Source organism: Bacillus sp. 03113 (assembly GCF_006546985.1).
GTDB lineage: Bacteria > Bacillota > Bacilli > Bacillales > Cytobacillaceae > VATK01.
In genome coordinates, this window is record NZ_VATK01000006.1 from 55,582 (window position 1) to 81,229 (window position 25,648).

Annotated in this window: 31 protein-coding genes, 1 pseudogene and 1 other annotated feature; of the genes and pseudogenes, 1 reads left to right on the forward strand and 31 read right to left on the reverse strand. The window is 43.4% G+C overall.

What is annotated here, in order from left to right; all coding sequences use genetic code 11:
- Positions 1 to 45: 45 nt before the first annotated feature.
- Positions 46 to 285, reverse strand: a binding site (T-box leader).
- Between the two features lie 549 nt (positions 286 to 834).
- The 3 genes from rarD to FDO66_RS06780 all read right to left on the reverse strand — a co-directional run bounded on the left by rarD (position 835) and on the right by FDO66_RS06780 (position 3,304).
- The gene (gene rarD / locus FDO66_RS06770) at positions 835 to 1,767 is read right to left on the reverse strand and encodes an EamA family transporter RarD (RefSeq protein WP_141431886.1); all 933 of its coding nucleotides are present in this window, start codon (positions 1,765 to 1,767) and stop codon (positions 835 to 837) included.
- A 361-nt stretch (positions 1,768 to 2,128) separates the two neighbouring features.
- Positions 2,129 to 2,473 carry a YolD-like family protein gene (locus FDO66_RS06775; protein WP_141431887.1) on the reverse strand — a complete coding sequence of 115 codons (345 nt, stop codon included), beginning with the start codon at positions 2,471 to 2,473 and terminating at the stop codon, positions 2,129 to 2,131.
- Positions 2,474 to 2,518: 45 nt separating this feature from the next.
- Entirely contained in the window at positions 2,519 to 3,304 is a 786-nt protein-coding gene (locus FDO66_RS06780) for a helix-turn-helix domain-containing protein (protein ID WP_141431888.1), read from the reverse strand.
- Between the two features lie 130 nt (positions 3,305 to 3,434).
- Between FDO66_RS06780 and FDO66_RS06785 the strand changes: the two genes are divergently transcribed.
- A complete protein-coding gene (locus FDO66_RS06785) occupies positions 3,435 to 3,638 on the forward strand; it encodes a helix-turn-helix domain-containing protein (RefSeq protein ID WP_141431889.1) in 204 nt (67 codons plus the stop codon).
- 45 nt (positions 3,639 to 3,683) lie between these two features.
- Here FDO66_RS06785 and FDO66_RS06790 read toward each other — a convergent pair whose 3' ends face one another.
- The 28 genes and pseudogenes from FDO66_RS06790 to FDO66_RS06920 all read right to left on the reverse strand — a co-directional run bounded on the left by FDO66_RS06790 (position 3,684) and on the right by FDO66_RS06920 (position 25,635).
- A complete protein-coding gene (locus FDO66_RS06790; protein ID WP_141431890.1) occupies positions 3,684 to 4,007 on the reverse strand; it encodes a transposase in 324 nt (107 codons plus the stop codon).
- A 92-nt stretch (positions 4,008 to 4,099) separates the two neighbouring features.
- Positions 4,100 to 4,291, reverse strand: coding sequence for a phage holin family protein (locus FDO66_RS06795; RefSeq protein WP_141431891.1), 192 nt, complete (start codon positions 4,289 to 4,291; stop codon positions 4,100 to 4,102).
- A 13-nt stretch (positions 4,292 to 4,304) separates the two neighbouring features.
- Positions 4,305 to 5,309 carry a GH25 family lysozyme gene (locus tag FDO66_RS06800; RefSeq protein ID WP_141431892.1) on the reverse strand — a complete coding sequence of 335 codons (1,005 nt, stop codon included), beginning with the start codon at positions 5,307 to 5,309 and terminating at the stop codon, positions 4,305 to 4,307.
- Between the two features lie 97 nt (positions 5,310 to 5,406).
- On the reverse strand, positions 5,407 to 5,661 hold the full coding sequence (locus FDO66_RS06805; protein WP_141431893.1) for a hemolysin XhlA family protein: 255 nt from the start codon (positions 5,659 to 5,661) through the stop codon (positions 5,407 to 5,409).
- A gap of 4 nt (positions 5,662 to 5,665) precedes the next feature.
- Positions 5,666 to 5,851 carry a hypothetical protein gene (locus tag FDO66_RS06810; RefSeq protein ID WP_141431894.1) on the reverse strand — a complete coding sequence of 62 codons (186 nt, stop codon included), beginning with the start codon at positions 5,849 to 5,851 and terminating at the stop codon, positions 5,666 to 5,668.
- A 1-nt stretch (position 5,852) separates the two neighbouring features.
- Positions 5,853 to 7,658 (reverse strand): phage tail protein, encoded by a 1,806-nt coding sequence (locus FDO66_RS06815; RefSeq protein WP_141431895.1) that lies wholly within the window; start codon positions 7,656 to 7,658, stop codon positions 5,853 to 5,855.
- 109 nt (positions 7,659 to 7,767) lie between these two features.
- The gene (locus FDO66_RS06820; RefSeq protein WP_141431896.1) at positions 7,768 to 7,995 is read right to left on the reverse strand and encodes a hypothetical protein; all 228 of its coding nucleotides are present in this window, start codon (positions 7,993 to 7,995) and stop codon (positions 7,768 to 7,770) included.
- Positions 7,996 to 8,084: 89 nt separating this feature from the next.
- Positions 8,085 to 10,151: an SGNH/GDSL hydrolase family protein gene (locus tag FDO66_RS06825; RefSeq protein WP_141431897.1), complete on the reverse strand. Its 2,067-nt coding sequence runs from the start codon at positions 10,149 to 10,151 to the stop codon at positions 8,085 to 8,087.
- Positions 10,151 to 10,630, reverse strand: a complete 480-nt coding sequence (locus FDO66_RS06830; protein WP_141431898.1) for a hypothetical protein — start codon at positions 10,628 to 10,630, stop codon at positions 10,151 to 10,153. The genes FDO66_RS06825 and FDO66_RS06830 overlap by 1 nt, the downstream gene beginning before the upstream one ends.
- Positions 10,631 to 10,642: 12 nt before the next feature.
- Positions 10,643 to 11,494: a phage tail domain-containing protein gene (locus FDO66_RS06835; RefSeq protein ID WP_141431899.1), complete on the reverse strand. Its 852-nt coding sequence runs from the start codon at positions 11,492 to 11,494 to the stop codon at positions 10,643 to 10,645.
- 1,109 nt (positions 11,495 to 12,603) lie between these two features.
- A pseudogene (locus tag FDO66_RS21445) lies at positions 12,604 to 13,740 on the reverse strand (phage tail tape measure protein); the annotation flags it as partial.
- A 41-nt stretch (positions 13,741 to 13,781) separates the two neighbouring features.
- On the reverse strand, positions 13,782 to 14,102 hold the full coding sequence (locus FDO66_RS06845; RefSeq protein ID WP_258535647.1) for a phage tail assembly chaperone: 321 nt from the start codon (positions 14,100 to 14,102) through the stop codon (positions 13,782 to 13,784).
- Between the two features lie 20 nt (positions 14,103 to 14,122).
- Positions 14,123 to 14,464 carry a hypothetical protein gene (locus FDO66_RS06850; RefSeq protein ID WP_141431902.1) on the reverse strand — a complete coding sequence of 114 codons (342 nt, stop codon included), beginning with the start codon at positions 14,462 to 14,464 and terminating at the stop codon, positions 14,123 to 14,125.
- Between the two features lie 35 nt (positions 14,465 to 14,499).
- Positions 14,500 to 14,907, reverse strand: coding sequence for a phage major tail protein, TP901-1 family (locus FDO66_RS06855; RefSeq protein ID WP_141431903.1), 408 nt, complete (start codon positions 14,905 to 14,907; stop codon positions 14,500 to 14,502).
- A gap of 15 nt (positions 14,908 to 14,922) precedes the next feature.
- On the reverse strand, positions 14,923 to 15,393 hold the full coding sequence (locus FDO66_RS06860) for a hypothetical protein (RefSeq protein WP_141431904.1): 471 nt from the start codon (positions 15,391 to 15,393) through the stop codon (positions 14,923 to 14,925).
- Positions 15,390 to 15,746, reverse strand: coding sequence for an HK97 gp10 family phage protein (locus tag FDO66_RS06865; protein WP_141431905.1), 357 nt, complete (start codon positions 15,744 to 15,746; stop codon positions 15,390 to 15,392). Before FDO66_RS06865 ends, FDO66_RS06860 begins: the two co-directional genes overlap by 4 nt.
- A 1-nt stretch (position 15,747) precedes the next feature.
- Positions 15,748 to 16,128, reverse strand: coding sequence for a hypothetical protein (locus FDO66_RS06870; protein ID WP_141431906.1), 381 nt, complete (start codon positions 16,126 to 16,128; stop codon positions 15,748 to 15,750).
- Between the two features lie 11 nt (positions 16,129 to 16,139).
- Positions 16,140 to 16,949, reverse strand: coding sequence for a structural protein (locus FDO66_RS06875; protein ID WP_141431907.1), 810 nt, complete (start codon positions 16,947 to 16,949; stop codon positions 16,140 to 16,142).
- Positions 16,946 to 17,317 (reverse strand): hypothetical protein, encoded by a 372-nt coding sequence (locus FDO66_RS06880; protein WP_141431908.1) that lies wholly within the window; start codon positions 17,315 to 17,317, stop codon positions 16,946 to 16,948. The genes FDO66_RS06875 and FDO66_RS06880 overlap by 4 nt, the downstream gene beginning before the upstream one ends.
- A 12-nt stretch (positions 17,318 to 17,329) precedes the next feature.
- Positions 17,330 to 17,494 (reverse strand): hypothetical protein, encoded by a 165-nt coding sequence (locus tag FDO66_RS20750; RefSeq protein ID WP_181444474.1) that lies wholly within the window; start codon positions 17,492 to 17,494, stop codon positions 17,330 to 17,332.
- A gap of 56 nt (positions 17,495 to 17,550) precedes the next feature.
- Entirely contained in the window at positions 17,551 to 18,567 is a 1,017-nt protein-coding gene (locus FDO66_RS06885) for a major capsid protein (RefSeq protein ID WP_141431909.1), read from the reverse strand.
- A gap of 69 nt (positions 18,568 to 18,636) precedes the next feature.
- A complete protein-coding gene (locus FDO66_RS06890; protein ID WP_141431910.1) occupies positions 18,637 to 18,996 on the reverse strand; it encodes a hypothetical protein in 360 nt (119 codons plus the stop codon).
- A gap of 22 nt (positions 18,997 to 19,018) precedes the next feature.
- The gene (locus tag FDO66_RS06895; protein ID WP_141431911.1) at positions 19,019 to 19,597 is read right to left on the reverse strand and encodes a hypothetical protein; all 579 of its coding nucleotides are present in this window, start codon (positions 19,595 to 19,597) and stop codon (positions 19,019 to 19,021) included.
- Between the two features lie 18 nt (positions 19,598 to 19,615).
- Entirely contained in the window at positions 19,616 to 21,169 is a 1,554-nt protein-coding gene (locus FDO66_RS06900; RefSeq protein WP_141431912.1) for a phage portal protein, read from the reverse strand.
- Between the two features lie 17 nt (positions 21,170 to 21,186).
- Positions 21,187 to 22,812, reverse strand: coding sequence for a phage terminase large subunit (gene terL, locus FDO66_RS06905; RefSeq protein ID WP_258535640.1), 1,626 nt, complete (start codon positions 22,810 to 22,812; stop codon positions 21,187 to 21,189).
- A 95-nt stretch (positions 22,813 to 22,907) separates the two neighbouring features.
- Positions 22,908 to 23,333 (reverse strand): phBC6A51 family helix-turn-helix protein, encoded by a 426-nt coding sequence (locus tag FDO66_RS06910; protein ID WP_141431914.1) that lies wholly within the window; start codon positions 23,331 to 23,333, stop codon positions 22,908 to 22,910.
- A gap of 994 nt (positions 23,334 to 24,327) precedes the next feature.
- On the reverse strand, positions 24,328 to 25,194 hold the full coding sequence (locus tag FDO66_RS06915) for a hypothetical protein (protein WP_258535641.1): 867 nt from the start codon (positions 25,192 to 25,194) through the stop codon (positions 24,328 to 24,330).
- 132 nt (positions 25,195 to 25,326) lie between these two features.
- A complete protein-coding gene (locus tag FDO66_RS06920) occupies positions 25,327 to 25,635 on the reverse strand; it encodes a hypothetical protein (protein WP_141431915.1) in 309 nt (102 codons plus the stop codon).
- Positions 25,636 to 25,648 lie beyond the last annotated feature (13 nt).

Consider the following 25,648-nt stretch of genomic DNA (forward strand, 5'->3'; position numbering starts at 1 on the left):
CACAAAAAACCTCTTCTCCCCTAAATATCTACTATCAAAGTAGAATAAAGGGGTGAAAAGGTTTTATTTCCATTCCACGGTACCACCCTAATTCACGAAAAATTCGTGCACTTATGACAACATCGCGTCCTTTTGATAACGAGTGAAAACACTCGACCGATCCTACTAACGTTCAAATCGATGCTCCGAGGTGAGTTCGTCTTATACTGGTTCACCGGCTCTCAGCACTACCGGCTCTCTGTGGAATCCAAATATAAAATTACTTATCCTCTTCAACACTTTAACAATATATTTTCCAATTTTACATTAAACATTCATTTAAAATTTAATTTTTAATTAGCAACGTTATTGTATTGCTTTGTTGGGACTATCTTACGCTGATTTAGAAGTTAAGTCAACACCCATTTTCATGAATAATTTGATAATTTATAATAAGTTTTAATTATGCGAACGCTTACAATATTGATAAATAAAGAATATCTCACTTAATTTTTTCTTTGAAAAAAAGTAAGATTTTTTTATTTTCTGCTATTTTTGTTTTGGTTTTTAATCCAATTATTTACAACTTAAACAATTGTGATGGATAAAAATAAATTTCATGAAGTATTTTGAATAATTGGTCATCTATGAGTAAATTATGTATATTTCTGCACCTAAATTAATTAAGGAATAAGTATGTGATGAAAAAAGAAAGTAAAATCTATCATCGTTATGTCATATAATAGCACAGAATGAATATTTATGCTACTGAAAACTACATTAGTTTACACGAATTCTATCGAATGATAACATTTTCAAATGTATTTTTATAAAAAAAGAAGCCTGAATAAGAAATCAGGCTTCTTTTTTGTCAGAAATCCTTACTATAGTAGTTAACTTAGTCTTAGAAAGCGTAAAAACAAGCAAAGCTGCCCAAATAAATAAAAATGAAATCCACTGTATAAAAATTACCGATTCTTTGAAAACAAAAATACCTAGAATAAAAGTAACCGACGGTGTAATGTATTGAAAAAATCCGATCATAGTAAGTGTTATTCTTTTTGCACCTTCAGCAAACCAAATAAGAGGGAGTGCCGTTACAACTCCAGCTCCGATTAATAATAATGTGATATGGATCGGCCCAGCCCCAAAAGCTGAAATTCCTTTACCATGAAGATAAATTAAATACATTAGTGCAAAAGGCATGACCATCAACGTTTCAAAAGTCATTCCAATAACGGAGTCGAAATGAATAAATTTTTTCGATAAGCTGTATATTCCAGAAGTTAGAGCTAGGGAAAGCGCAATCCAAGGAACATGTCCGTATTTCAATGTTAAAATAAGAACCCCAAAAGCCGCCATGGAGATGGCAATGATCTGTAGCAAATTTGTTCGATCTTTGAGAAATATCATCCCAAACAAAATACTTACGAGTGGGGTTATGTACAAACCTAAGCTTGCTTCTACGACTCGTTCGTGATTGACAGCCCAAATATAAATAACCCAGTTTGCACTAATAGCTAAAGAAGAACAAATGACTAAAAACAATAAACGAGGGGTAAAAATGAGGGTTTTAAAGTTTGCATAAAATAAAGAAAGCTTATTTTTCTTTAAGCATAAAATGGTAATCATAAAGACAAAAGCCCAACAAATACGATGAGCTAATATTTCAGTAGAGGATACACTCTGTAATGCATTCCAATACAAGGCTAAAAATGCCCACATCAAAAACGCAAAAAAGGTATATAGCATACCAACGGTTTCAACGTGTTTATCATTTTTGTTCATTTTACATTCCCCACAACCTAAAAAATTTAAGTCAATCTCACTAACAACCGATCTCTCTAATTTAAAATTATCCTATCTTTGCATACATTTCAATTCTATTTTTTATATTATTTTCTAAAAAAATAAAAATTTTAAGGTAAAAGTTTTTCATTATAACAAAAAGAGCCAAATCCTATGTTTGAAGGATTTGACTCTTTTCTACTTGTTACGTCCCAGGAGAGATTCGAACTCCCGCATGCGAACGTGCCACGTTTTATTCAACCGTTACTATACCGCTATTTGAACACGATCATTGAGCGACCATTTGTCCGTACTTTCGACTAGTACCTATTTTAGCACGTATTTATATAGAAGGAAAGCGCTAATCCTCGACCACATCGACGCGAACCACGTCCGCCATACGCACACGTTTAAAACCGTCCGAAAACGTTTCGATCCGAAGTTCCTCCGTAACATGGTCGATGTAATGGATAAAACCCGTCACGTATTCGATCATGCCCGCCTGCCAAGTCGTAAATCTAACCGTCAGATTGTACTCCATCGCGTAAAATATACCCTCGTCAAACTCCGCTCGCATAAAGTCGTCCACGATCGGCTTTTCGCATAGGTCCTGCTCACCACGCATTTGACGCAACATGGCGACATGCTCCGGAAACATTAGTCCGGTCCATTTCATTAGTCCGCGATCCTTTAGTCGTTTGTCCATTCGTCATCACCTCTAGCGCAATTATACACGAACAAACGTTCTTTATCAACCGTTCATACACTCCGCAAAAATCCGCGCCATGCTACCGCCATCATTCTGCAATGCCTTCGCCGTATACGTCGCCTGCCTCCAACTTGCGTACAAGTAGTCGTCCATTTTCCGCACCTTGCCTTGCTTCGCTTTTAGTATCGTTGCGTGCCATGCGTCAACAAATGGCGCTGGATTATCCTCGATTGTGACGCTAGAATCGACCGATGATTTTGCCCGTAACAATATACCGTAATATTTATAGATTGCTTCTGCGCTGAAATAACGAGACATGGCGTCGTAGATATTGTTTGGCAGCGCGCCTTTTAGCGCATTTGACGCGATTGTCGTGTCTTTATATGTATTATTATTCGGTTGTTTTAAAGAAGGTGTTGTCTTATGCGTGACATTTTCGCTTACCTCTTGTGTGATATCGTGCATTTCTGCGTCAGTCGACGGCGTATCTTTCGCAATAAACGGCAGTATAACGATAGCATTACTCGTTTGTTGCATATCGCTTGCTCGTTTCATTTCGTGTTGCTTGATGATGTTGAGCGATTCTAAACGGTTGGATACGCGGATAATGGTACGGCGTGACTTGCCGATTAGCTCGCCGATTTTGTTTTTGCGCAGAAATGACACGCCGATGTATTTCGCGCTGTGGCGATGTAGTATGTCAAGCACGGCGACCTCCGTCTTATTTAGCTTGTTATTGCGTTTATGTTCGCGCACAGTTTCGTTTAATTGCGCGATAGATTCGAAGTTTACTAGATTTTCGAGCGTGGCTTCGTTTGCGACTATCATTTCGATTACTCCTTCCGTAATTTACGTTTAACGTAAGTATAAACATGTCCGTTAAAATTGTCAATTACGAATTGCGTAATCTGCAAAAATATCGTATAATTAAGGAAACAGTAAACGGAGGGCGATCGTATTGGAGCTTCGATTGAAAGAGATTTTAGCAGAGCGTGGACTTGAGCAGAAGGATATTGCGGAAATGACCGAACTATCTACGCGGACAGTTAGCGAGTTATGTTCTGGAAAGATGAAGCGTTACCCTAAGGATGCGCTCGGAAAGATTGCGGAGGTGCTTGAAATTACGGACATGAACGAATTATTTACGATAAACAAAAAATAGCCCCGCCTCAACGGATAATTTCCGCTAAGTACGGGGCGTTTTACGTTACTTCCAATTGATAACGGTCAATCTGCGACATTTTGAACACGTCATATTTTCCGCAGTCTTTACGACATAGTGACGCTTTTTACAATGCGGACATTTGACCGCTTGCTTGCCGAGCGATGCGTAAATCAATCCGAGCGACATAAAGAACAAGCCAATTGCCGGAAATATTCCGATGATTGTTACGAATAATAGTGCGGAAATAAGAATGCCGAATCCGCCAAATGTGAACGCAAACACTCGCCCTATTCCGCCTAGTATGGAACCTTTTTTGCGTTCAACCTCGATAACTAACGTTTCATTGCTGATTACTTGCGCTTCCATTACGTAATCACTCCTTATTTCTAATATATCGCGTTATTAGTATGTACGCAAGAGCAGGCGCTAAAGTTTCGCCGACCCTCGCAATATTTCGATTATTTTTCGTCTTTGAAGCCGGACCCGTTAGACGGATTGTTAATTACGCCCGCTAAGATTAAGATATACAGAATTTTATCGACGTAAGTGTTGAAAACTTGCGTATCAGGAATCACGCCGAAATCTACTAGCGCCATCCCAACAACCGCAGCTATTGCAATCCACAATGCGTAATTTTTAAAACGTTTCATATTATCGTCTCCCTTACTTCACTCGTATTTTTTGACCCGCGTAAATTCTGTTCGGATTCTTAATGCCGTTCCATGCTTGTAATTGCGCAATGGATACGCCACAATTCGCCGCAATCTTGCCGAGCGTGTCGCCGGACTTGATGACGTAATGCTTGACCGTAGGTGCTGGCGCAGTTTTTAACGCAGGATTATCGACCCAATAGAGGTTGTTGCCACCGTTTGCGTCAATCCATCCGGCATCTGTTTCGTGCCAATCTCCGTTGTGCGAGTATACGTCGAATTCCTCACCAACTACCGTATTGCGGACAAATCCGGCAGTATGACTCGGCGCTGAACGAATGTCAGAAACGACAGTAGCGCGAACGCGTTGGATTGGTTTAGGCGCCTCGTAGTGAGCCGCCGCTACTTCCGTCTTAGGCGCCTCGATAACCTTGCCGGTGAACCACTCAAGCGACTTATCGCCATTTAATACGTTCAAATCTACGTTACCGGCTACGCCAGCCACGCGCCCCGCTGACGTATATTGCCACAACTCGCAAGCATACGCAGGCTTGACGTTTTGATTGCCGTCGTTTGAACCGTAGCGAGGAATCCACGTAAAGTCTATGTTACCTACGCGATCAAGTCCCCACGCTTTATACGAGTGATGACCGAAATAGCCTCCGACCTTGCTTGCGCCAAGCCTGCGCAACTCATCGACAAAAGCTTGCGTGCCCGCTGTCATATCGCCCATCGTTTTGACTTCGACGTCAGCGACCCAAAATAATGCGTCCTTGTCGCCACGTGCGTAAAAGTCTTGCGCCTCCTTGCGTGCGTCAGCGACCGATACGAAGCGCGTAAAGGCGTAGTGCGCAAACGGAATGCCGCGCTTCTTGGCTTCCGCGACGTACTCCTTGTAGCGACGGTCAATCGTGGTTGATCCGTCTTGCACCCGAATAATAACGAGCGCTACTTCCTTCGCAAATTCGTCCCAATTTATTGTGCCTTGGTGATGCGAAATATCAACGATTTTTTTCATTTCGTCAGTTCCTTTCGTAATTTTATGATAAAATAGCGTTAAGGTCGGTGTCGCGATTTGTTACGTAGCCAACGGACAGCCGCGACTACCGACTGGCTTAACTGAAAACCGCTATGCCGACCGTTACAAGCAAGCCGACAACGGTTAAAATCGTTCCCCATACCCATTTCGTGTTCGCTTTCATATCGCGAATGTGTTCCTTATTTTCTTCCGATAGAGCGAGCGCCTTGCCCGCCTTTTCGTCTGCTTCTTCCGCTGTCCGCCTAACCTCGTTTAAATAGTCGACTTTCGTGTCTATGCGCACAAGCCACTCGCGAAGCTCGGCAATGTCGCGTGATATTGGTTCCGCCATTCGTTTACACCTCCGTTAGCTCGCCGTCGACAATGCGATAGTCCGGTATTCCTTGTACGACCGTTCCAGCGTCCTTGTCTGCGATATAAAAAAAGTAATCATATTGTTTCATCGGTACTACACGTGCCCCAACGATACTTTCAGTTATTTTTCCATTTCCGTCTACGTCGCAAAATAGTAAAACTCCCATATCAGCCCTCCTGACAAATATATAAAATACGACCAAACACAAACCAATCAGGATCATTTCCATACATTCGGACATACAACGTTTTTCTACTACCTTCAGGAACTCCGAGGTCCATCGTCACATATGTTGTCCATCCATCGTCATCACCCGATCTTGACACTGTGGCTAATTCAGTTATCGACGTTCCTGCTCCGTCCGATGTATCTAGGTCGAATGACAAGTATCCCGTTATTCCGTTGTGCGTAAAAATACCAACTTTCGCAACTAAATATCGGGTATCATGCTTAAACGTGTACGCTTGAATGTTCTCGAATCTGTTTGTCGTATTTACCTTTACCCAAGGCCCATCTTCTGTTATTCCTGCGGTCCTATAAGGTGGGTATGCGCCTTGAATAGCGAACCCATTCTGCAAAATACCGTCGTTAACGACTACATACCCGTCTGGCCTTTCTATCTGTATAGCGCCACCTTTAACATATAGACCTTCCGCATCTATTAACGTATAAGCGTCAACTGTTCCGCCAAGCACGCTAATGTTATTCGCGTTAATTTGTCCCGCGGTCAATAGGCTCGTATTTACGCCGAGGTAAGTGATCGCTTCGGTAAACGTCTGTCCGCCGTCGGTCGAAATGCCGAGTCCCGCGGAATTGAATAGAACGAGCAAATTCGGGTTTGTTTTATCGCGCGCGATTATGCCGTTATTAAATTCAAGCTCGGTCTGCGCACTTTGCAATGCCTCGGTCGCGATTCTAACGGCTTCATCTAGCACGTTGTATGGAAGCACCTTTTGCCCGTTAAATAGACGATTAACTTGTTTAGACGTTTGCGCAAATCTCGTCAGTACGTCCGTTATGCCTTCGCGAAAATTGGACAGCGTGACAGCCGTTTTGATCGGCAATAAATCTGCGTTAAATTCTTCGCTGATTTCTACGATACGCGCTTCAATGTCGAGGCTCATCGGCTCGTAAATAATAAAGCCATAGTCGCCTTCGTTCGGCTGTTCGTATAAATAGCCGGCTGTACGCAATTCCGCGAAATCAATCGTGATCGACAAATCCGGCTCGTCTTTCAAGTCGTTTTGCAAGCGTGCAAGCAAGCCTTCCACCGTTGTATAGCGATCATCGCGCACAGCCGGCGCATGGCGAATGCCGAGGACTGCTGCGTTAGGCGACGTGTATTCCGTTTCGATGTCCTTGCCATATCCGCGAACATAGGTCGCTAAATTGGTCGAGTCGATTTTTTTGTCGAGCGTCTTAACATTGTGTGCGTAGCGATATTGAAAGTCCGTATCAACGCCGATTTCGCGCTTGAGATTAACTTGCGTGCCGTTGACGTAGAATTCCGCACCGTATCGTTCAAGTATCGTTTGGAATAGCGCAAGTCTGTTATCATCACCGAAGTTATCGAATGTTTCCGCGGTAAATGAATCGATGATATTAAACGTGTAGCCCGTTCCGCCAAATACGAAATTAAGCGCCGCGTTGAACGTCATTGAGCCGGTGTATGTGTCGTATTGATAGTCGTCAATCATGTCGCAAAAGAACTTGTGAACTGCGCCGACTTCCTTAATTGACCGCAAGCCTACGTTCTTTTCACTGACGGTTTTGATTACGTATTCTTCGCCGTCAAATTCGACGGTCGATTCCGTGTCAACCATGCCGAATGAATGTGCGTTTGAAGCGTCGGGTATAACGAAAAAAGCCAACGACTTCTCGCCGTTGACCTTCCTTGTGCGTGTTAATCCGCGTATATTCGTGAGGGCTTCCGTTTCGCCTGCGATGTTAGTTATCGATAAAATGTGCGTCATCCCCTTTCGTAAATTTTCGCAAAAGAAAAAGAGGACTCAAAAGAGCCCTCAAAGGTACTTCCTTATTCAACATAAGAATTCCGTTAGTTAAATTAACAATAGTATGTTTCTATTTTTCTTTTAGTGGCGGCAAAGAAGCGACATATTCTGTATAGGTTTTGCGAACAATTCCTGTTCCTTTGCAAGTCTCACAATCATTAAACACATCCGCTCGTCCTGATCCGTCGCACTCGGAACAAGTTTTATGGGTTAGTGGAGAATAATCCTTGACCGAATATCTTTCATCGTAATTTCCAAAATTCATAATTTTTTTAATGACATCTATCATTCTAAGCATACAACAGAACCTACCTTGTAACATATATTACAAATAGTATACAATATTATAACAACTTGTAACATATCTCTTTTCAAGGTTCTGTTTTTTTACCAGGTGGCTCCTGGTCGTTTTCTGCCAATCCCTAAATGGTCAGTAACAATATTAAACATAATGCCATAACCTTGATCATTTGGATGTAGCCCATCTGCAAGTAATGAATCAATTGTAATATCTTTTAAATCACAATAATTCATGAAATTTTTATAGAGACTAATGTACTCCATGTCAAAATACGTAGCCACAGACATAACAATATGGTCAACATCTTCCATATGATAATTCTTTGGATTACCTACATCAGTTTCATTTGCGATTGACGCAGGAATAGAGCTCATAAAAATTATCTCTTTGTCTAATCCTCGCACATAATTTCCGATAGCAATCAAGTTATCATAGTACTCCTGTTTGGTTGTATTATTACTTGCATTCCTGTCATTTGTCCCAATCATACAAATAATAACATCATCATCAGCCTCAACTAATGTACTTAAATTAGATAGAAGGAAACTCGAAGTCCTACCAGTTGTTCCCCAGTTTTTCACTGTACATGAGAACTTTTCGTAGAGATAATCTCTTAATAAGTTTCCCCAGCAATAGCTATCGGGCGAGGTGTAAAAAGATGTTGAACCTATTTGTTCTCCATTTTGTTGCCATCCAGTTCCTCCTACACCATGAGTAATACTATCTCCAATCAGTTTTATTTTAAAGCCATTGTTTGCGCGAATAGGAGCTATTATAGAGTGTATTGTCTTGAAAATACCGCCGCCGAAACTCATACCTTCGAGATATGATGACGGGATAACCATACTGTCATAACCTACATATTCTGTGCTTTCCGTTCCTTCTTCTAATTGCGCTATTAACAACTTAGAATTAGGGATAGACAAACGTACATAATACACGTTATTGGGTGAAAAAAATGTTACAGAATTATTCGGAGTTGAATTAAAATTAATCCCAGACACATAAACTTTGTTAGCATCAAAAAAAGCGATTTGATCACCAAAGTTAACCGCGTATGCTGTGTCTGGGCTTATAGGTATATACTCACTTACTGAATAATTGACGTTATCTCCAAGATTTCCAATATCCCAACGTACATATTTTTCAGAAGTGATAGCTTCTTTATTAAATAGGTTTTTACTTTTTATTGCTAAAACGACCCTATCCCCATCGATAAGCTTATCTACGCCAATCGCTTTAACTTTTAAATTTTCGTCTGTAACTTTTATCCGCGGTGGTAAAGTAGCCGCTGATGAAGTGCTGATTGTGCCTTCTTCTAATTTATAGATGTCTAAATTTAATGTTGGCATACATACTCGGATATACGCCGCGTTTGTCGGTGATGTAAAAGTAACCTCCTGTCCTAATTGTCCTGTACTATCTAACCCACTAATGTAAACTTGACTTTCATCATAAAAAGCGATCTGGTCAAAAATATTTATGACGTAGTCATTATCAGGATCTATTTCTATAAGATTACTTGATATATAAGAAGGATTATCTACTAATTGACCAGAGTTCCATCTCGTGTATTTCCCATCTATTACATTATCTTTATCGAATAGATTTACTACGCTAATGGTCATAACAAAATTGTCTGCATCAACAAGTTTGTCTGTTTCGATAGATTTTGATTGTATATTAACATTCATCACTTTTGTGGAAGGCGATAACTTATAAATAATAGCACTTTCATACTCTGTGCTTTCCATTCCTTCTTCTAATTGATATGAATCTAAATTTAATGTTGGCATACATACTCGGATATACGCCGCGTTTGTCGGTGATGTAAAAGTAACCTCCTGTCCTAATTGTCCTGTACTATCTAACCCACTAATGTAAACTTGACTTTCATCATAAAAAGCGATCTGGTCAAAAATATTTATGACGTAACTTGTGTTAGGTTTAATCATAATATAATCGCTAGATGAATAATCAGTATTAACACCAAGTTCTCCTGTAACCCATCGTACATAGTATCCATTAATAACATCATTTTTATTAAATAAATTTTTACTCGGTTCTTCTCTAAGTACGATTTTTAGTTCATCGGCATTTTTTTTTGATTGTTCGAATGAAGCTTTTGCTAATTGTTTAGCTTTTTTTGACATTATTGCATCATACCTCCCGAAACATTTACATTTCCTCCGCTTATTACTGAAACATTAGCTCTTAAATTTGTAAACGATGGCAACGAGACAGTGTAAAAACCTGCTGTAGTTATATTATTTCCATCTACAAATTTGTTGTTTAACTCATCCCAAATCTTCAAGTTTCTTGCTGTTCCAGAAGGTCCAACTGCTTGAATTTGAAGAGTAAATGATGTTGCCGTTCCCCATACTTCAAACGAATAGTCACTGTATTGTCCAACCGCAGTATTAGTTCCAGCACCTACCGCACTTACAGCGTTAAGTAATTGAACATTACTCCCCGTTAGCTTAATAGGAACCGCAGTCCCATCGTCATTCTGAATTAATACGTTATTCAAATCTTGCGTCAACGGAAAGAAATCGTCCGCCACCGGATCATAATATTGCGGAATTAAATCACCGTTCACGTCCGTTAACATCGCTTTCGTATTGTATGCCATTTTTCGTCCTCCTTATAGGAATTTATAGGTAAATTCGAAGGCAAACGGATTATACCGCTGTGTCTCCGTATTCTTTGGCGCATGCTTCTGTACTGCCGATCTCTTCGGCGTAGGCACTCCACTAACGACAAACTCGTTCCAGCCTTCCGCGAGCGTAATAAGCTTTCGGTTCGTGTCGCGGTATATGCTCAAGCCATTCTTCGTCGCTCGCACGCCATCAAGCCGAATTTCATCGTCCGCTAATGTCGTACCTGTGTACGTCCACGTTTCGTTAGTCGTCACGTTTTGAATTTGTAGATTCGTTGATACGCCGCGATATGAAATGACGAGCGAGTCGTACCTCGGATCAATTTTTCGTCCGCTTGCGTTGTACACGCGAAAACTAAGCTTTCTAATCTCCGCGTAATCTAACTCGGATACGGGTAAGTCAAGAAATTCGAATGTTTCCGCATCAAGCGTCGTCCCTATCGATTCAGCCACGCCAGCATATGCGACAAACTCAACGTCAAAGAATCCGTATAGCCTTTGCTGATCCAGTCCGAACGAATCCGCGACCTTTACGCGCCAACGCTTCCCTGGATTGCGCGATTCGGTAACGTAAAACGCTTCGTCCGACCGTAACATGCGAAATATTTCGTCGCGCATGAGCGCATAGTCGGCGTTGTCGACCGCTTTGGCGTAGAATGAAGCGTTAATCGGACGGGCGTCATAAACGGTTCCCATATCGATCAGCCCGCTTCTTGCGTCGACTTGTTCGGTAAAATGGCGAGGCTTCGGCGATGAAACAACGAAATCGCGTGTGGTTATGCCGATTGCGTCAAAGTCGTATATGGTGCCGTCAAGTCGCGTTATGATCGTGTTCATCGCTTATCCCCTTTCATAAACGTATTTAAGTTCACGCGATCCGTTTGCATAGCGTCAATGTAAGGCGACGTCGTACGTGCAATCTCGTAGCCGTCTAGCGTAACGACATTCGTAATATAGACCGGCTTAGTGTTCGCTTGTGTCGTCTGTTGCGCCGGTACTGACGATGCATAGCCTTGCGTGGACGGTGGCTGAACGTTAGGAACCGCTGCGTAAGCCAAGTCGCGCGATGCCGATTTAATTTGCGACAATTGATCGGATAGCCCTATTTGGAACCCTTCGCCTGCATAACCGCCAAGCTCCATGAGTACGCGCGATGGCGAATGTATGCCGAGGAATTTCTTTACGCCGTCCGGTATGGAATCGGCGATCTTCTTGACGATTCTAGCGACACCGCCAGCCATCGACGAAATTCCGTTGATCAATCCGTTTATGATGTCCTTACCGATTTGGCGTAGGTCAATTCCTTTAAAGTAGCCGACGATATTCTGCCAGATCGTTTTCGCCGTGTCTTTAATCGCGTTCCAAGCGCCTTGCCAATCGCCTTGCATTAACCGCATGGTTGCGCGAATAATGCCGAGTATCGCCGTAATAAACGTGCCTATGACGGACTGTATTAGCGCCCACGCGACTTTTACTACCGCAACAATTAACGGCCATACGATTTGGAAAACGCCTTTTATTGCATCCATCGCGCCTTTAATGACCGCGACAACAATTCCGAAGTTTGTTTTCGCTAGACTCATGATCTGCGCACCGTTTTCCGCCCAAAACGATTTAATTTCCGCTAGTTTTCCGCCAATGAACGCGGACACAGCACCCATGATCGACTGCACAATTCCGCTGATAAACGTTAGTGCATTCTGCCATGCTGACTTAATCCACGCCCATGCTGCGTCGACTGCATTGCGAAACCAATCGACTTTTTGGTACGCGATATATAAGCCAACGCCAATGAGCGCGAGTGCTGCGACTACGCCTGCGATGATACCGAGTAGCCCCGCCAATGCGCCCGCTGTCATACCAACTGCTCCCGCTATTGCTGTGAAGCCCATCATTAGTGACGGCAGCATAGCGATTAAAATAAGTATCGGACCCGCAATAAGCGCAAGCACCGCCACGACAACGGCAGTAATCGCAATGAACGATTGCATAGCCGGAGACAATCCGTTAAACTTATCGACTAGCCATTGCAAGCCCGCGACGATCTTTGAAATAGCCGGCAATAGCGCGTTACCTAGCGAAATAGCCATCGTTTCGACCGCGCCTTTTAACTGCTCTATACGTCCTTTAACGTTATTCATTTTTTCCGCCGCTACGTCTGCCGCTGTTACCTTCGACATAGCACTGTACATATTGCTTACGCCTGCTGCACCTTCTTTGTATAAAATATTTGCCGCACGAATAGCGTCCGTACCAAACATCGTTTTTAGCGCTAATTGACGTTGTTCATCGGTTAATCCCGCTAATTGCGTCTTTAACAATTCAGCAATTTCCGCGAGTGACTTAATTGAACCGTTAGCGTCGTAAAACTTACTCGTACCATCTGCCGTAAGTAGCCCAAGCTTTTCCATTTGCGTTGCTGCTCCGTCAGTTGACGGCGATAAATTGAGTAACATCGTTTTGAGTGACGTTCCTGCATCTGAACCTTTCAACCCATTTTGCGCAAACGTCGCTAATGCTGTCGTCGTATCTTTAAACGATAGCCCTACGCCTGACGCAACCGCAGATACCATTGAGAGTCCGAATTTAAGTTCACTTACGTCCGTAGCCGATGCGTTTGCCGCCCCTGCTAGCAAGTTTGCTGCGTCGACGACCGTTAAGTTATCCGCCTTAAACGCGTTCAATGCTGTCGAAGCAATTTCAGCAGCATCCGCAAGTTCTAGTTCGCCAGCCGTTGCGAGTGATAGCGCGCCTTTAAGGCCACCGTTCATGATGTCCGCAGTGGAAACACCCGCCTTGATTAATTCCTCAATGCCTTGCGCAGCTTCTTTACTTGAATACTTCGTTTCTGCGCCGAGTTCTTTCGCCAATGCCGTTAATTGCTTCATTTCGTCGCCACTTGCGCCCGATACCGCTTTAACGTTTGACATCTGTTGCTCGAAATCCATCGCCGACTTAGCCGCTAATCCTAGCGCTCCGCCTAGCGCAATTCCTGCGATAGATACCGCTTTGCCAATATCGCCGATCGAATCGAACGCTCGCCTAGTTTGACGATCTAAATTGCGCATAGTGTCCGAAAAGTTATCGATCGCCGTTATACGATACGATATATCTAGTCCCGCCATTAATTCACCGCCTTTCCAAGCGAATCTTCTAATTCCGCTAATGTTTTGCGTTTATGTTCTATAGAGACGACGTTTGATTGTCGTTGTTTTCCGTGCTTATCTTTGCCGAGCAACTTATCCGCTGTTGGCGTTTTATTGCCGAGTTGCGCCGACATAATCCACGAAGCTAATTGCGCCGACCGTTGCCATTCCGCATCTTGTCGGAGTTGGTAGCCGGCGATCATGTTCGCGTGTTCCCTCGGCGTTAAGTACCAAAATTGTTCCGGCGCAAGTTCGAGTAATCCGGTCGCTTGCGTCATGAGTTCGTCATAATCGAAAATAAATGACTCGCGACCGTCTGTTAGTTTGGGTCAGTTTCGCCCTCTGGTGCTTTCGCCGCACCTTTTACGACTTTTGATTCGTTAATGGCTTTCGATAATTTTTCGGTTAATTCTTCAAGCGTAATTTCTTCGTTCTCAATTGCTTCGTCAATCAATTCCTCGATTTTTCCTAGCGTCAATTTTTCTTTGCGTAAACACGCCCAAATAATGACGACTAAATCGGATAGTTTGCCGGAGTTCATTTCCTCTTCGAACACTTTTTGCACCGGCTTGTCGTAGTGCTGTTCAAGCGCCTTAAACGATAAAAATGAAAACCGTAATTCGCGTTCTTTTCCGCCTAGACTTATATAAACGCCTGCCATTTCGTTGCCTCCATTTCAAAAGAAAAAGGCGTCAATTAAGACGCCAATACTTTCGTATATTTTCCTTTTCCGTTTAAAGTGATCGAGTATGTTGCTGAATCGTCGTAAGGCGCCTCAACAGGAAAATCCGTGATCAATGCGTTACCTTCGTACTTGTTTCCTGCCGCAGTTTGAAAGCGCACCTTTACAAATTCAGTGCTTTCGAACGCATCCTCTAGCGCAAGAAATCCAGCGTCACTTTCGACCAATAGACCGTCGCCCTCGATCGACCATGAACCGAAGCTATAGTCCTCGTCCATCCATCCGTCGCCATCTTTCGTCGTAATATCAATCGTGTCGTATGATCTATTTATCGTACCTCCACGTTGGCCTGCGACCTTGATGTACGTACCAGGCGTCACTTTATCCTCGATATAAATTAAAAAATTTACACCTTTTGCCATCGTTCATCCTCCTTGTTATTGTTCAAATTTCGTTAAATCCGCCTCGCCATTTTTCCGCTGAACATAAATCTCAACGTCGAAATAGACGAGGTTCTTGTTCGTTTCATCCGTCACATCCGCGACTGGAATCGGAGTGACTGCGAGCACATCGCAATAAAAAAAGCCGACCGTCGGTGGTGGGAACGGTTGACTCGTATCTAATAGCGCAATATTCGGCTGTAATAGCGCGTTCTTTATTTTTTCTTGTAAGCGCGATCGTTCCGCAATGGATTTCGCATGTAATCCGACTTGAAAACGGTAAAATGTTTCGAAATACTCGCGCTCTTTTGCAATGATGTTCGTGTTACCCGCCATCTGCTCAACCGTGCCGAACGGCTTTGTTTTGCCTGTTAACGTCACGCCATCGTAAATCCAAACGACGTCAACCAATTCGGTTACTTGCGCCTTTATATGCGTAATAATTGAGTAAGTAAGTTCGTGCATCATTGGTTACGGATCACCTCGCGCGCATCTTCGCGCAATTTCTCGCGATGATTCCACACAGCCTTGCGAAAGAATCCTTTTTTCGTCGCGTGCGTATATTCTTGCTTAGTAGCATACTCCACATTGGACCCGAAAACCCGCGACATTTTCATTTGACGGCCGTATAAGTGAATCGAGTTCTTTAGAAGTCCGGTATCAATCGGCGCTCCTATTTTCGCATCATTAACCATCATCAATGTTCGACGCTCGACCACTTCGTCAATTTTATCGACCATTTCGCGTGCGCCTTCTTCTCCTAAACGTCGCAATACTTCCTCAACGCCTTGTACTCGAACCGTTGATCTTCCTCGCGCCATATTACGTCAGCCTCCTTACGACACACTCGCGCCGATTGACTTCGCCTAGGCCTTTTTCATCGACGGTAACGATCGAGTAATTAACGTCGTTCTTTTCGATGCGTATCACATTCAATAAATCGACCGTTAACTCGAACGTCACCTGCACGTCGCCAGCGATTAATTCAACGCCATTAATGACAGAACGCTCACCGTTTGCAACCGTTGAGTATTCCTTCCATATTACGTCGATTAATTCCGTTGATTCCCCGACAGTTGGCTCACCTGTGTACGGGTCAGGCTCTCCGGCAACCATTCGCACTAACGTAATAGAGTCGGTGCGATTCTGCGTTATTTCCGCACGATTAGCCTTTATAAATTCGATGTCTGATTGCGTTAGCATTTACGCACCTCCTATTTCGCTTTTTCCGTTAATACGTAGGTCAAGAAAGATGTACAGTTTACATGTGGATTAAAAACTTCGGAATCCGACGGTAAGTAAACACCGCTTCCCATTCCGTATCTATCCTCTTGCTCCAACTGCGAGCAACGGTGCTCGGGACGATCAGCTTTACCGCGGTGAATCCGAACAGCTTGCACGACAGGACTTCGCTGCGCACAATAGGCATCCGCTACCCTATGCGCTGTATTTCCTTCCGTCACGACTAGCCGCTTAATTTTCCAGGTTTCATTGTCGTGAACGTCGCGCACACGTTTAATAAGCGTGCCGACCGATTCGCCGCGAATAATGCCCGATCGCAATGTTTTCGCCATTTCATCGCGAATATCGCCCGCCACGTTCCACACGCGATCACTTAATACGAGTCCATCGTCGCCAAATCGATTAATAACGTATCGAACCACGTCCTCGTTAATCCTGTCCGTCACAATTCCGCTAATCGCTGCCGCGCCTATAACTTCGGTTAATGCGCCGGTAATTGCGTTTGTTGTGAACGCAGAGGATTCGTTAATGACGGTTTCCATCGTGGTCATTCCGGTTTTTCGTATGCCTGCCTCGATTGAATCAAGATTGCGTAACAAACGTGTAAGGCGTTGTTTTTTAATCGTGCCGTCATCGCCCGCATAGTCCGCAAGCAAGTCGGCGATTTCCGCGCGAATACGTCCGATTTCTTTTACCGCGAATGCCTGCTGCTTTGCGTTAAGCTTACCGTAGTCGGTCGCTATTTTTTCGAGGATTGCGTCGAGGCGTTCTTGGTTGGTCACGGACGATCAACTCGCTTCATATATCGAACGGATGCTCCCGAATCGACCGACTTTTTGCGCTCATATTCTTCGCGAATGTCTTTCGCAAGTTTTCGGTATTGTTCGGGAATCATCGTTTTGTCGACTTGTTCCTCACCGTCCGTGTACTTAAAATAATGCGCCGTGGCAAGCGAAATTTGCGATAATCCTTCCGCTTGAGCATAAAGCAGTATAAGCGTTTCTTGATCGGTTGGAACGGTAGATGTCGACTGATAACCGTGAGCCAGCATAGATTCTTCCGTCCAATCGTTTGTATCCTCGATAGCAACGTTCGGGACGTTCTTAAACCGTTTTAATAAGCGCTCTGATAGTTCGGCTAATGTCGCCATCTAACGTCCTCCCTATTTTTTAGTTGTTCTAGTACGCGCAGGCTTCTGTGTTTCCTCCGCTTTAACTTCCTTTGCATAACCAATAGAAATTAAATACTGCGCAGATTTGTCCGATACTTCGAGTTGTTCGCCCTTAACATGTCCGTCAATAATGGCGTCAAGAACCTCGATTTTCATGCGAACACCTCCCATTAATTTTTATAAAGAAGAAGCGCCCCTAAGAGCGCTCGTTATTAGATCGTATATACGTCAGCGTGGAAGATTAAAGATGGTTTTTCTAACGCAGGGAATCCCGCAGCAACAGCGCGTAAGATAGACTGAATTGGCTCGTCTTTATCCTTCGCCTCTAATGCGATACCTGGTTGGAAGTCGTTCTCTACCGTAGGACCAAGTAAGAATTCGCCAACGCCTTCGCTTAACATTACGATGCGATTAGCTGGCATAAATTCGATTACTTCGTCATTACCGGAATAGATGTCTTTAACCGTAACTTTTCGATCAGTAACGATTTGGATTGGCGGTAATCCGAATCCGCCTAGCACTTCGTTTAGTTCCGCTTGGCTTACGCGATTTGATCCAGTTGGTCGTCCTGCTTCCGCTACGATTACTTTATTTACAAGTAATTTCGCTTGAGCTTCACGGCTCATTAAGATAACAGCCGGAGATTGACCATTTGTTGCTTCGTAAGTTGAAACCCACCCAAGTAAATCAGCGATTACGTCACGGTTAACGTCAGACCAATCGTTAGGAGAAGTTAACGCCAATTTATGTTCCGCCGGAATACCGAAGTCGACGGAAACCTTTACGCCGTTTTTGTTGTATGCGAAATTTCCTTTAGTTAAAGCCTCCATTTTGATTACGTCGATTCGACGTTGGATAGCTTGAACTAAATCGACGCCTTTTAGCGTTAATTTATCGATCATCGCACTTTTTTCTCCGTCATTACGTGCTTGGTGTAACGCAAGCAGTTCTTCCTCGGTTGCAATATATTTAAGACCCATTTTCGCAATTTCGCCTATTTTAGAAGCAACCGCGTCACGGTCAACAACCGGTGGCTCTGAACCGTACCCGATCATAGCGCCAATGTATTTATTTGTTTTAATAACGTCATACGCGAAAGTATTTGAGAAAACGTTAGCGTTCGGTAAGAAACGATCACCAAGCGTTGGTACTGCGTCTTGGACTGTCGCGTCAATTAGTCCGCGAAGTGACGGCTTCTGAAATTCCTTTAAATGTGTAATTCCTGCCATTTTATATTCCTCCTAGATTAAAATTGATTTTTGGTAATAAAAAAGACACCTTCCACCGAAAGCGCCGAGTTAAATATGTTTTACAAATCGAATTGTCGGTACTTTGCCTTTAAATACTGCCGTTGCTCCGACTAACTTTGCATCATATACGGAACCTCTTACTAATACTTCGCCAACAATAGCGTCATAAGTAGTTGCGTCAACATCTACGTTTAAGATTCCGAAGTCGTCATAGTTTGCTACGTCTGCATCAACGAATTTTACCCACTTTCCGTCAGCTGCGACACGCGCGATTGCTTGACCTGGAACAAGAACGCCTTCCCCTGCTTTCACTGTCGCGCCTGCTTCAACGAACTGAAAATGCTCGGAAGCTAGAATATTTTTTCCGCTTTTGAAAGCTGTTTGTGAAGTTTGTAAATTGTATGCCATTTCGTTTTCCTCCTATTTGTTATTAGCGACGGATTTTTCCGGCCGCTTTTAATCTTTCGTAAATTGAGCGCCCTTCTTCCGCTAAGTCTTTTTGTTGTGGTTGCTGTCTTGGCGTATTAACAGCGCCAGGATCAACACCTAACGACTTAGGCGGAATGTCTTTCTTTAATTCTTCGAGTGATGCGTTTAATTCTTCTTCGCTGGCACCAACAATATATTTGCGTACGCGTTCTAACTGCTCGCCAGTGTAGCCGGCATTAACGAGCAAGCTAGTTTTTAAGGATTCGAGTTTTACCGTTTGCGCTTCCGCTTGAATTTTTTCAAGATCGGCTTGCGCTTTTTCATACAACGCCTTAAACTCGTTTTGTTCTTCGAGCTTCTTGCGTTCAGCATCTTCTTTCGTCTTAGTCAATTCCGCAAGCTGACGTTTTAATTCGTTAGCTTCGTCGACCTTTTGTTTAAAACGGTCGTATGGAATTTTATTATCAACGACCGGTGTTTGCGGTTCTAACGGCTCCGCTGCCGGTGGTTCGTTGACTGGTGGGTCTTCTGCGAAATGCTGTAAATTCAAACGTAATAGACTTGGTTTTTCAAATAACATATATACCTCCGTTTAACGTCACTCGGACGAGGTTTGTTCGTTATAAGGGTCTTGCGCTATCTTCGAGGCAGTTCGTTCGTTGTCAATTTCCTGCTTCTTAGCGTTCGTGTTTTCAACGCCTAAACGGTTCATTGCGCCTGCTTGCGACTCCAGTCCTGCGTCCATTTCAAGCGTTAATAATTCGACTAATTCTTTGCGATTATCCGGTAATGGTAATACGAATTTGACTTCGTTTTCGTAGTCCGTTCCGATTAGTTTTACGACTTTACGGTCGTATGCAAAGACGTCTCTATCAACGCGAGCTTGTAAGTATCGCACGGTTTTTTCGTGTAATTCCTCTAAACGTGGACCCCACGAGAGCCAATGTTCCTCGGTTTCTTGAATAATGTCGTGAAATAGCACGTGTAAAGTTTCGCCGTTTAACCCGCCAAAGTTTAACTCTTGCGGAACTACTTGTGGCAATCCAGTAATTTCGTGCAAAGCTCCTTTTACTCGCGCGTATTGATCCTTGAAAGCGTCTTTCCAACGGAATCCGCCCTCGACCTTTTTAATGTCCGGCGATTGACCGTCCGTTGACCCTCTCGCTTCAATGATAGCGCCTGGCGCAATATCAACTTTGTTCGATGTTCCTTCCGGTACGTTAATTAATGCGGTCATCGAGAACATTTCGAATTTTAAAGAGTCGATCGCGTCTTCGTTCATCTTATTAAGAATGTCCGTTTGCTCTTTCATGTCGTCGACTTCACTGTTATCGTATGTTTCCCCGTTTAAATCGTAGACCGGAAAAAGTACAACCGGAATAAAATCGATTCCCATTGATTGTTTTTCGGTAATCGTCTTTTTCAAGCGTAAATTTTGATCGTATATGCCTTCCTCAAGGAAACATTCTCCGTTTTCCAGCGAAAAAGTCTGCTTTTGATAGAATTCTTTATCGTCGATGATTTTCGGCACAATAAAATGAACGGCGACCAAGTCCTCGTAGTCATCGTCGGTATAAACCGGAAATATTTCCGTGTCTGGACGGAATACCCATCGAATTTTACCGGTATTCGGGTTGAACACGATCTTGCATCCGACTCGTCCGGCAATTAAACGATCACGCGCCGCCACTAACAACTTCTCACGCATTTTATTTTCGCGCCACAATTGATAGAGAAGCTTTTCGTAGGATTCCGCGCGTGTATTTTCCGTCACTTGTGCATCGCTTGGCGTGTATTCCGGCTTAACCGCGTCGAGCATGTCATCGATTTGTTTCGGCGAAACGGATAATCCGTGCTTTCCGCCCATTTGCCAACGTGCTTTACGCTTGATGAACGCCTTAAAATAATTCGTCGCGTATCGTGTTGGGTCGTAATCAAGTCCGTCAGGTCGTGGCAATTCCGATGCTTTAACGAGTTGTCCCGTTTGTGGGTCGACGTGTTGCTTGCCTTCGTAATAATCATAGAATCGAAGCTGTCGCTGTATACGCGCGAATGTTTCGTGTCCTAGCGCCTGCTGGAACGGGTTAAAAAGTAATACGTCCATATCTGGCGGTGACATAATGTTGTAATCGGATAGTACGTTGTAGGACATTTAAGCGCCTCCTTTCGTTATCTTGATCGTTTTTTAAGCGTCTGAACTATAACGGTTGATCCTTTCGCTAACTTAAAAGCGTCGGCGGTCGCGTCCGGTCCGTCATCGTGATTATGGTTCGGATAAAGTTCAAACATTTCGAGCAATAAGCGCTGATCTTTGCGAAATCTGATTCGTCCGGCTTGAATGTCCGGCAATAGAGCCTCAATACGTAGCGCTTTTCGCGTTTTCTGCTTAACTTTTGATAATCGCGTATATGCAGGGTATCCATGTTTTTGTAGTTCTTCCTGTAGTTTATCTGCGAACCATTCCTGCGCCTGCTGTGCCTCGACTGCAATCCCTTCGTACTGGTAATGAAGCGTTCGTTTAACGATTTCACGCATGAAAACGTCTGGTTTTACGCGTTCAATAAACGTATCAATAACATAGCAAACGCCCGTGTCGCGTTTCTTTGCAATCGATATAAACGCAGAGTAATCGCCTTTTTGCTTTCCCATGGCGAAATCGGCAGCTGCATAAATGTCGCATTGCGTTATATCTAAATCCGACTCAACGTAGTAAATGAATTCGCTCGGATTAAATATTTGTGATTCTTCGTCGACAGGATTGCCAAGGTATTCTTGGTTGAACGCCCTAGCGCCCATCGATTCGCGTTTTTCCATAAAGTACTTGTATGAGTACATTTGCGGCCATAATACGCTAGTACCTCGCAACATTTCGTCTTTATTGGCTTCGTAAAAACCGTCCGCGCGTTCTTTTGCGTCCTTTTCATCGGCATTGTAAATATTACGCCATTGTTCCCACAAATCTTCGCGTTCAGACCACGAGAGGATCGCCGGAAACTTTCGCGAAACGAAGTCCTTACGCTTAGTGAGCACATGATTAAGCAAGCTATCGTAATGGACTATCGTACCCATGTAAATACACATGCCGCCGAAGCCGAGCGCCTCTAACATTTCTGAACGGAACCAGTGAAGGTTTTTCGCGCGTAATTCTGGCGTGTTCGTATTCTCGCCGGATTCTAAATCATCTAGGATGAACAACCCAGGGCGCTCGGATAAATGACGCAATCCGCGCATTTGCGTTCCTATTCCTTTTGATTCCACCTTCGTGCCTGTTGACGTTATAAATTCGTACTTGTTGTCAACCTCGTTCATCGATGGTTTTGGATGCAATAAAGGACCGAAATCCTCGCGAAGCTTTTCATTAAACTTCAACTGATTTACGGTCCATTTTATAAAGTCGCCGGCTACGTCGGTTGTTTCCGACACTTCGACGATATATTTTTGTAGGCGATAAACTACTTGATGCGCCAAGTAAGAATTTGATAAGTATGCCGTCTTAGCATGGCGACGTCCCACAGACCATCCGACGTTTGTTTCTTGTTCTCCGCGTGTTACCTCATCGAGCAACGAGCAAAGTGTTCGGTGAAAGTCTGCAGCGTTCTGTAGTGACTGCCCTGCCGGAATCAGATTCGAAGAATTGTCCGAATTGCAATCTTCGCTGAAATATTCGTAGGTAAAATAAATCAAATCGTGTTCTGCGCGATGTACGCGATTCAACTTTTCCAATATCGCAAGATTCGATTCCAACCGGTCTAAATCGTAGTTCGTTCCGCTTGGACCCGCAATAATCTTCGCCAATAATTCGTTTTCTTCCGTTAGCTCATCGATGCGCCGTTGTCGCGTATCACGATCGAGCCAAACGCCGTCAATATATGCGATAGCAGCGCACCTCCTTAATTTTGTTCGTTACCTTTCAATCGCTCAAGCAACGCTGCTTTGCGATCCTCGAACGATTCATCGCCGCCGGTCGTATTAATCGTGACTTCACTTTTATCGTTAAGGTCGCCGATCCGTTTCAAGTACAGCTCGATGCCCTTCATCGATCCGTTCTTGATTCCGTCGATCAATTTCGAATAAACTAGCGAAAGTTGAGAGTCGACAACGCGCGATGCAAGGTAGTTCTTATACGCGATGAAGTTCTCATCCGTCGTGTCCCAACGGTGTAATTGCATGCGTGAAATGCCGGCTTCTTCCGCGATTTCTTCCTTGGTTTTCCGATCACCTTTCGGTGTAAATTCGTATTCGACTAGCAATTGCGCGGCAAGTCGTTGACCTTCGCGGAGTAAATGCTCCTTAAATTCAAAGCGCGCATTCGTCATTTTAACGTCCTCCTTTCGTGTTTTTAGCGTCTATGTCTAGCGACAAATTAAAACGGCTGTTTAGCCATATATAGCGCGTCATAACGTTATGCGTTCGCTACAGTACGCTGATGACCCTCGGGTTTAAAAATTTGCAAGAAATAATCGGATGTCAGACCCGACGCTTTAGCCAAATAAAGCCCCCGGGGTGTATTTTTACACTTTCGTACAGAAAAGTGTTAATGTATTACTATGAATATGGTATACATTCCGTTGTATACTACGATTGCATATTCGTGTATTGTATATACGTTTTTAGTTTACATAATACACATTATGGGGAATACATACGTTGCATAAACGTTATTATATCAACGTTCTTCAAGTACGCTAATTTATCGGTTATGCACGGTTTTATACATCGTTGTTATACCGCTGTTTATAGGCTGAATACATACGCTATTTCCCGTTATTATTGAATACGGTTGGTAATCGTTGGAAGTACGTTTATGCATACGATTTGCATAACGGTTGCTTTAGTATAGTAAAGGAAAACAGCGCTTGCCCTCGAGTTTTGGCGACCTGTCCGCGGTGAGCGCGTTTGCTGATTTTTAGCGTAACACCTTCCGCAATAATACGCCGTGTTCCTTCTTACTAATATGCGTAATAGTGTCCATGTTACATCCGCATAAAATTGCCGTGGTAAATTCGTGCAATAAAAGTGTGCGCTTATTCGGAAAAATCGGCTAAAAGTGTGCGCTTATTCGGAATAAGTAAAAAAGGCTAAAAACCGTTAGAAATCGCTTATTTACGCCGTATTCCTCTTGTTTTCTATGCTATACGTTTATAAAAAACGTGTAATTATTTCTTAGTCTTTGTTACCAAAGCCTGCGCCTTCGTTCGTACCTCACTCGGCGCTTCTATCTTTTAATTAAAACCATATGCGGAAAATAATAAATGATAGTAGCGACACGTAATGAGCGATAGCGAATGAAGTGGCGCAAGGTTTTGTCTTTTACTTCCGTTTTGGCTTAACGTTAAATACCGCCTGCAACGTCGCATCTGGTTCGCTACTCTTCCGATAAAATACCCACGGATTAAACATGTACATACGCTTGCCGCCAACGATAACCTGTGCGATTACATATTCGCCATCAAACGTCATTCTCGGCAATCTACGGCTTATTTCGCCAGGACTGACGCCAGTTGCTTCCGCCAATGTTTTCCGCGTAAACCAACGGATTTGTGACGGATTCGCTTCGAACGGGTTAGCGCAAAGTGCGTTTGTTTCGTAATGGATAAACGGCAGCATGCGATAAATCAGTCCGATGTCAGCCGCCTTTACCTCGCGGTAGACACGCTTTAGCTTGGCGCTGTAACTCTTAACAATATACTGATCGTCGAATGCGCCACGAAAATGATAGCGTGGATTAACCGCAAATACGCCGTCAGTTTCAGCGATAATGCCGTGCGCAATACATGCGTCCAAGAAATCATAAAAGGTGCTCGTTTTCTTAGCGAGCTGTAGCACGCTCATCATATCGATTTTAGTCATCGGAGATTTATTCGGATTTACCAGCGTTCCTCCGTCGAAATCTACGTAGCATTGTAGCAGCATTAAATAGCCGCATTGTGCCGTTGTAAGCACGCTATATACTTCGTGCAAATTCAGCATGTTCGACGCGGTAAAACTAGGCTGACGTCCTTTGCGCCATTGTTCGCGTTCCTGTTCCGCCTTATACGCTTCGGTCTGTGCGTTACTAACGACTCGGTGCGTATATGCTGGCGCTGATATACGCGCTTCGCCGTTTTCGTCTACATACGAAAAAACACCGTCGAAGTAACGGTGCTCGCTTGTATTTCCTTTATGATCGATTTTCAAATCGGTTACCCTCCGTTTAGTTGATACGGAAAGGCTGGTCGGAGCATACCCGACTCGTTCGTTCACCTTGCCTACACTGTTTAGCGCAAATAAAAAGAACGCCGAAAAATCGACGATCTTTAATTAGGTGGATTAATAATTTGCCATTAGTTCACCAATATAAGCAACTAGCAAACATAATCCATTATTAGATACCCAAAACTTTCTCTCTTCTCTGCCGTCAAAAGTAGCCCACATGTCATGTAGTAAATCGTGGACCTTATTTCTGTCAACAAAGTCAAAAGGTTGATTTTCTCCGTATTTAACTTCCAATATATCAAATACAGTTTTAGCTTCTAAAGCTTCATTTATAAATTCAATTGTTTCTTTCTCGCCGTTATCTATTAAAGAGTTAACAGAAAGTAAGTATAGATTTAGTGTACTTCTTGTTACCGCGTCCAAATACACACCTCCT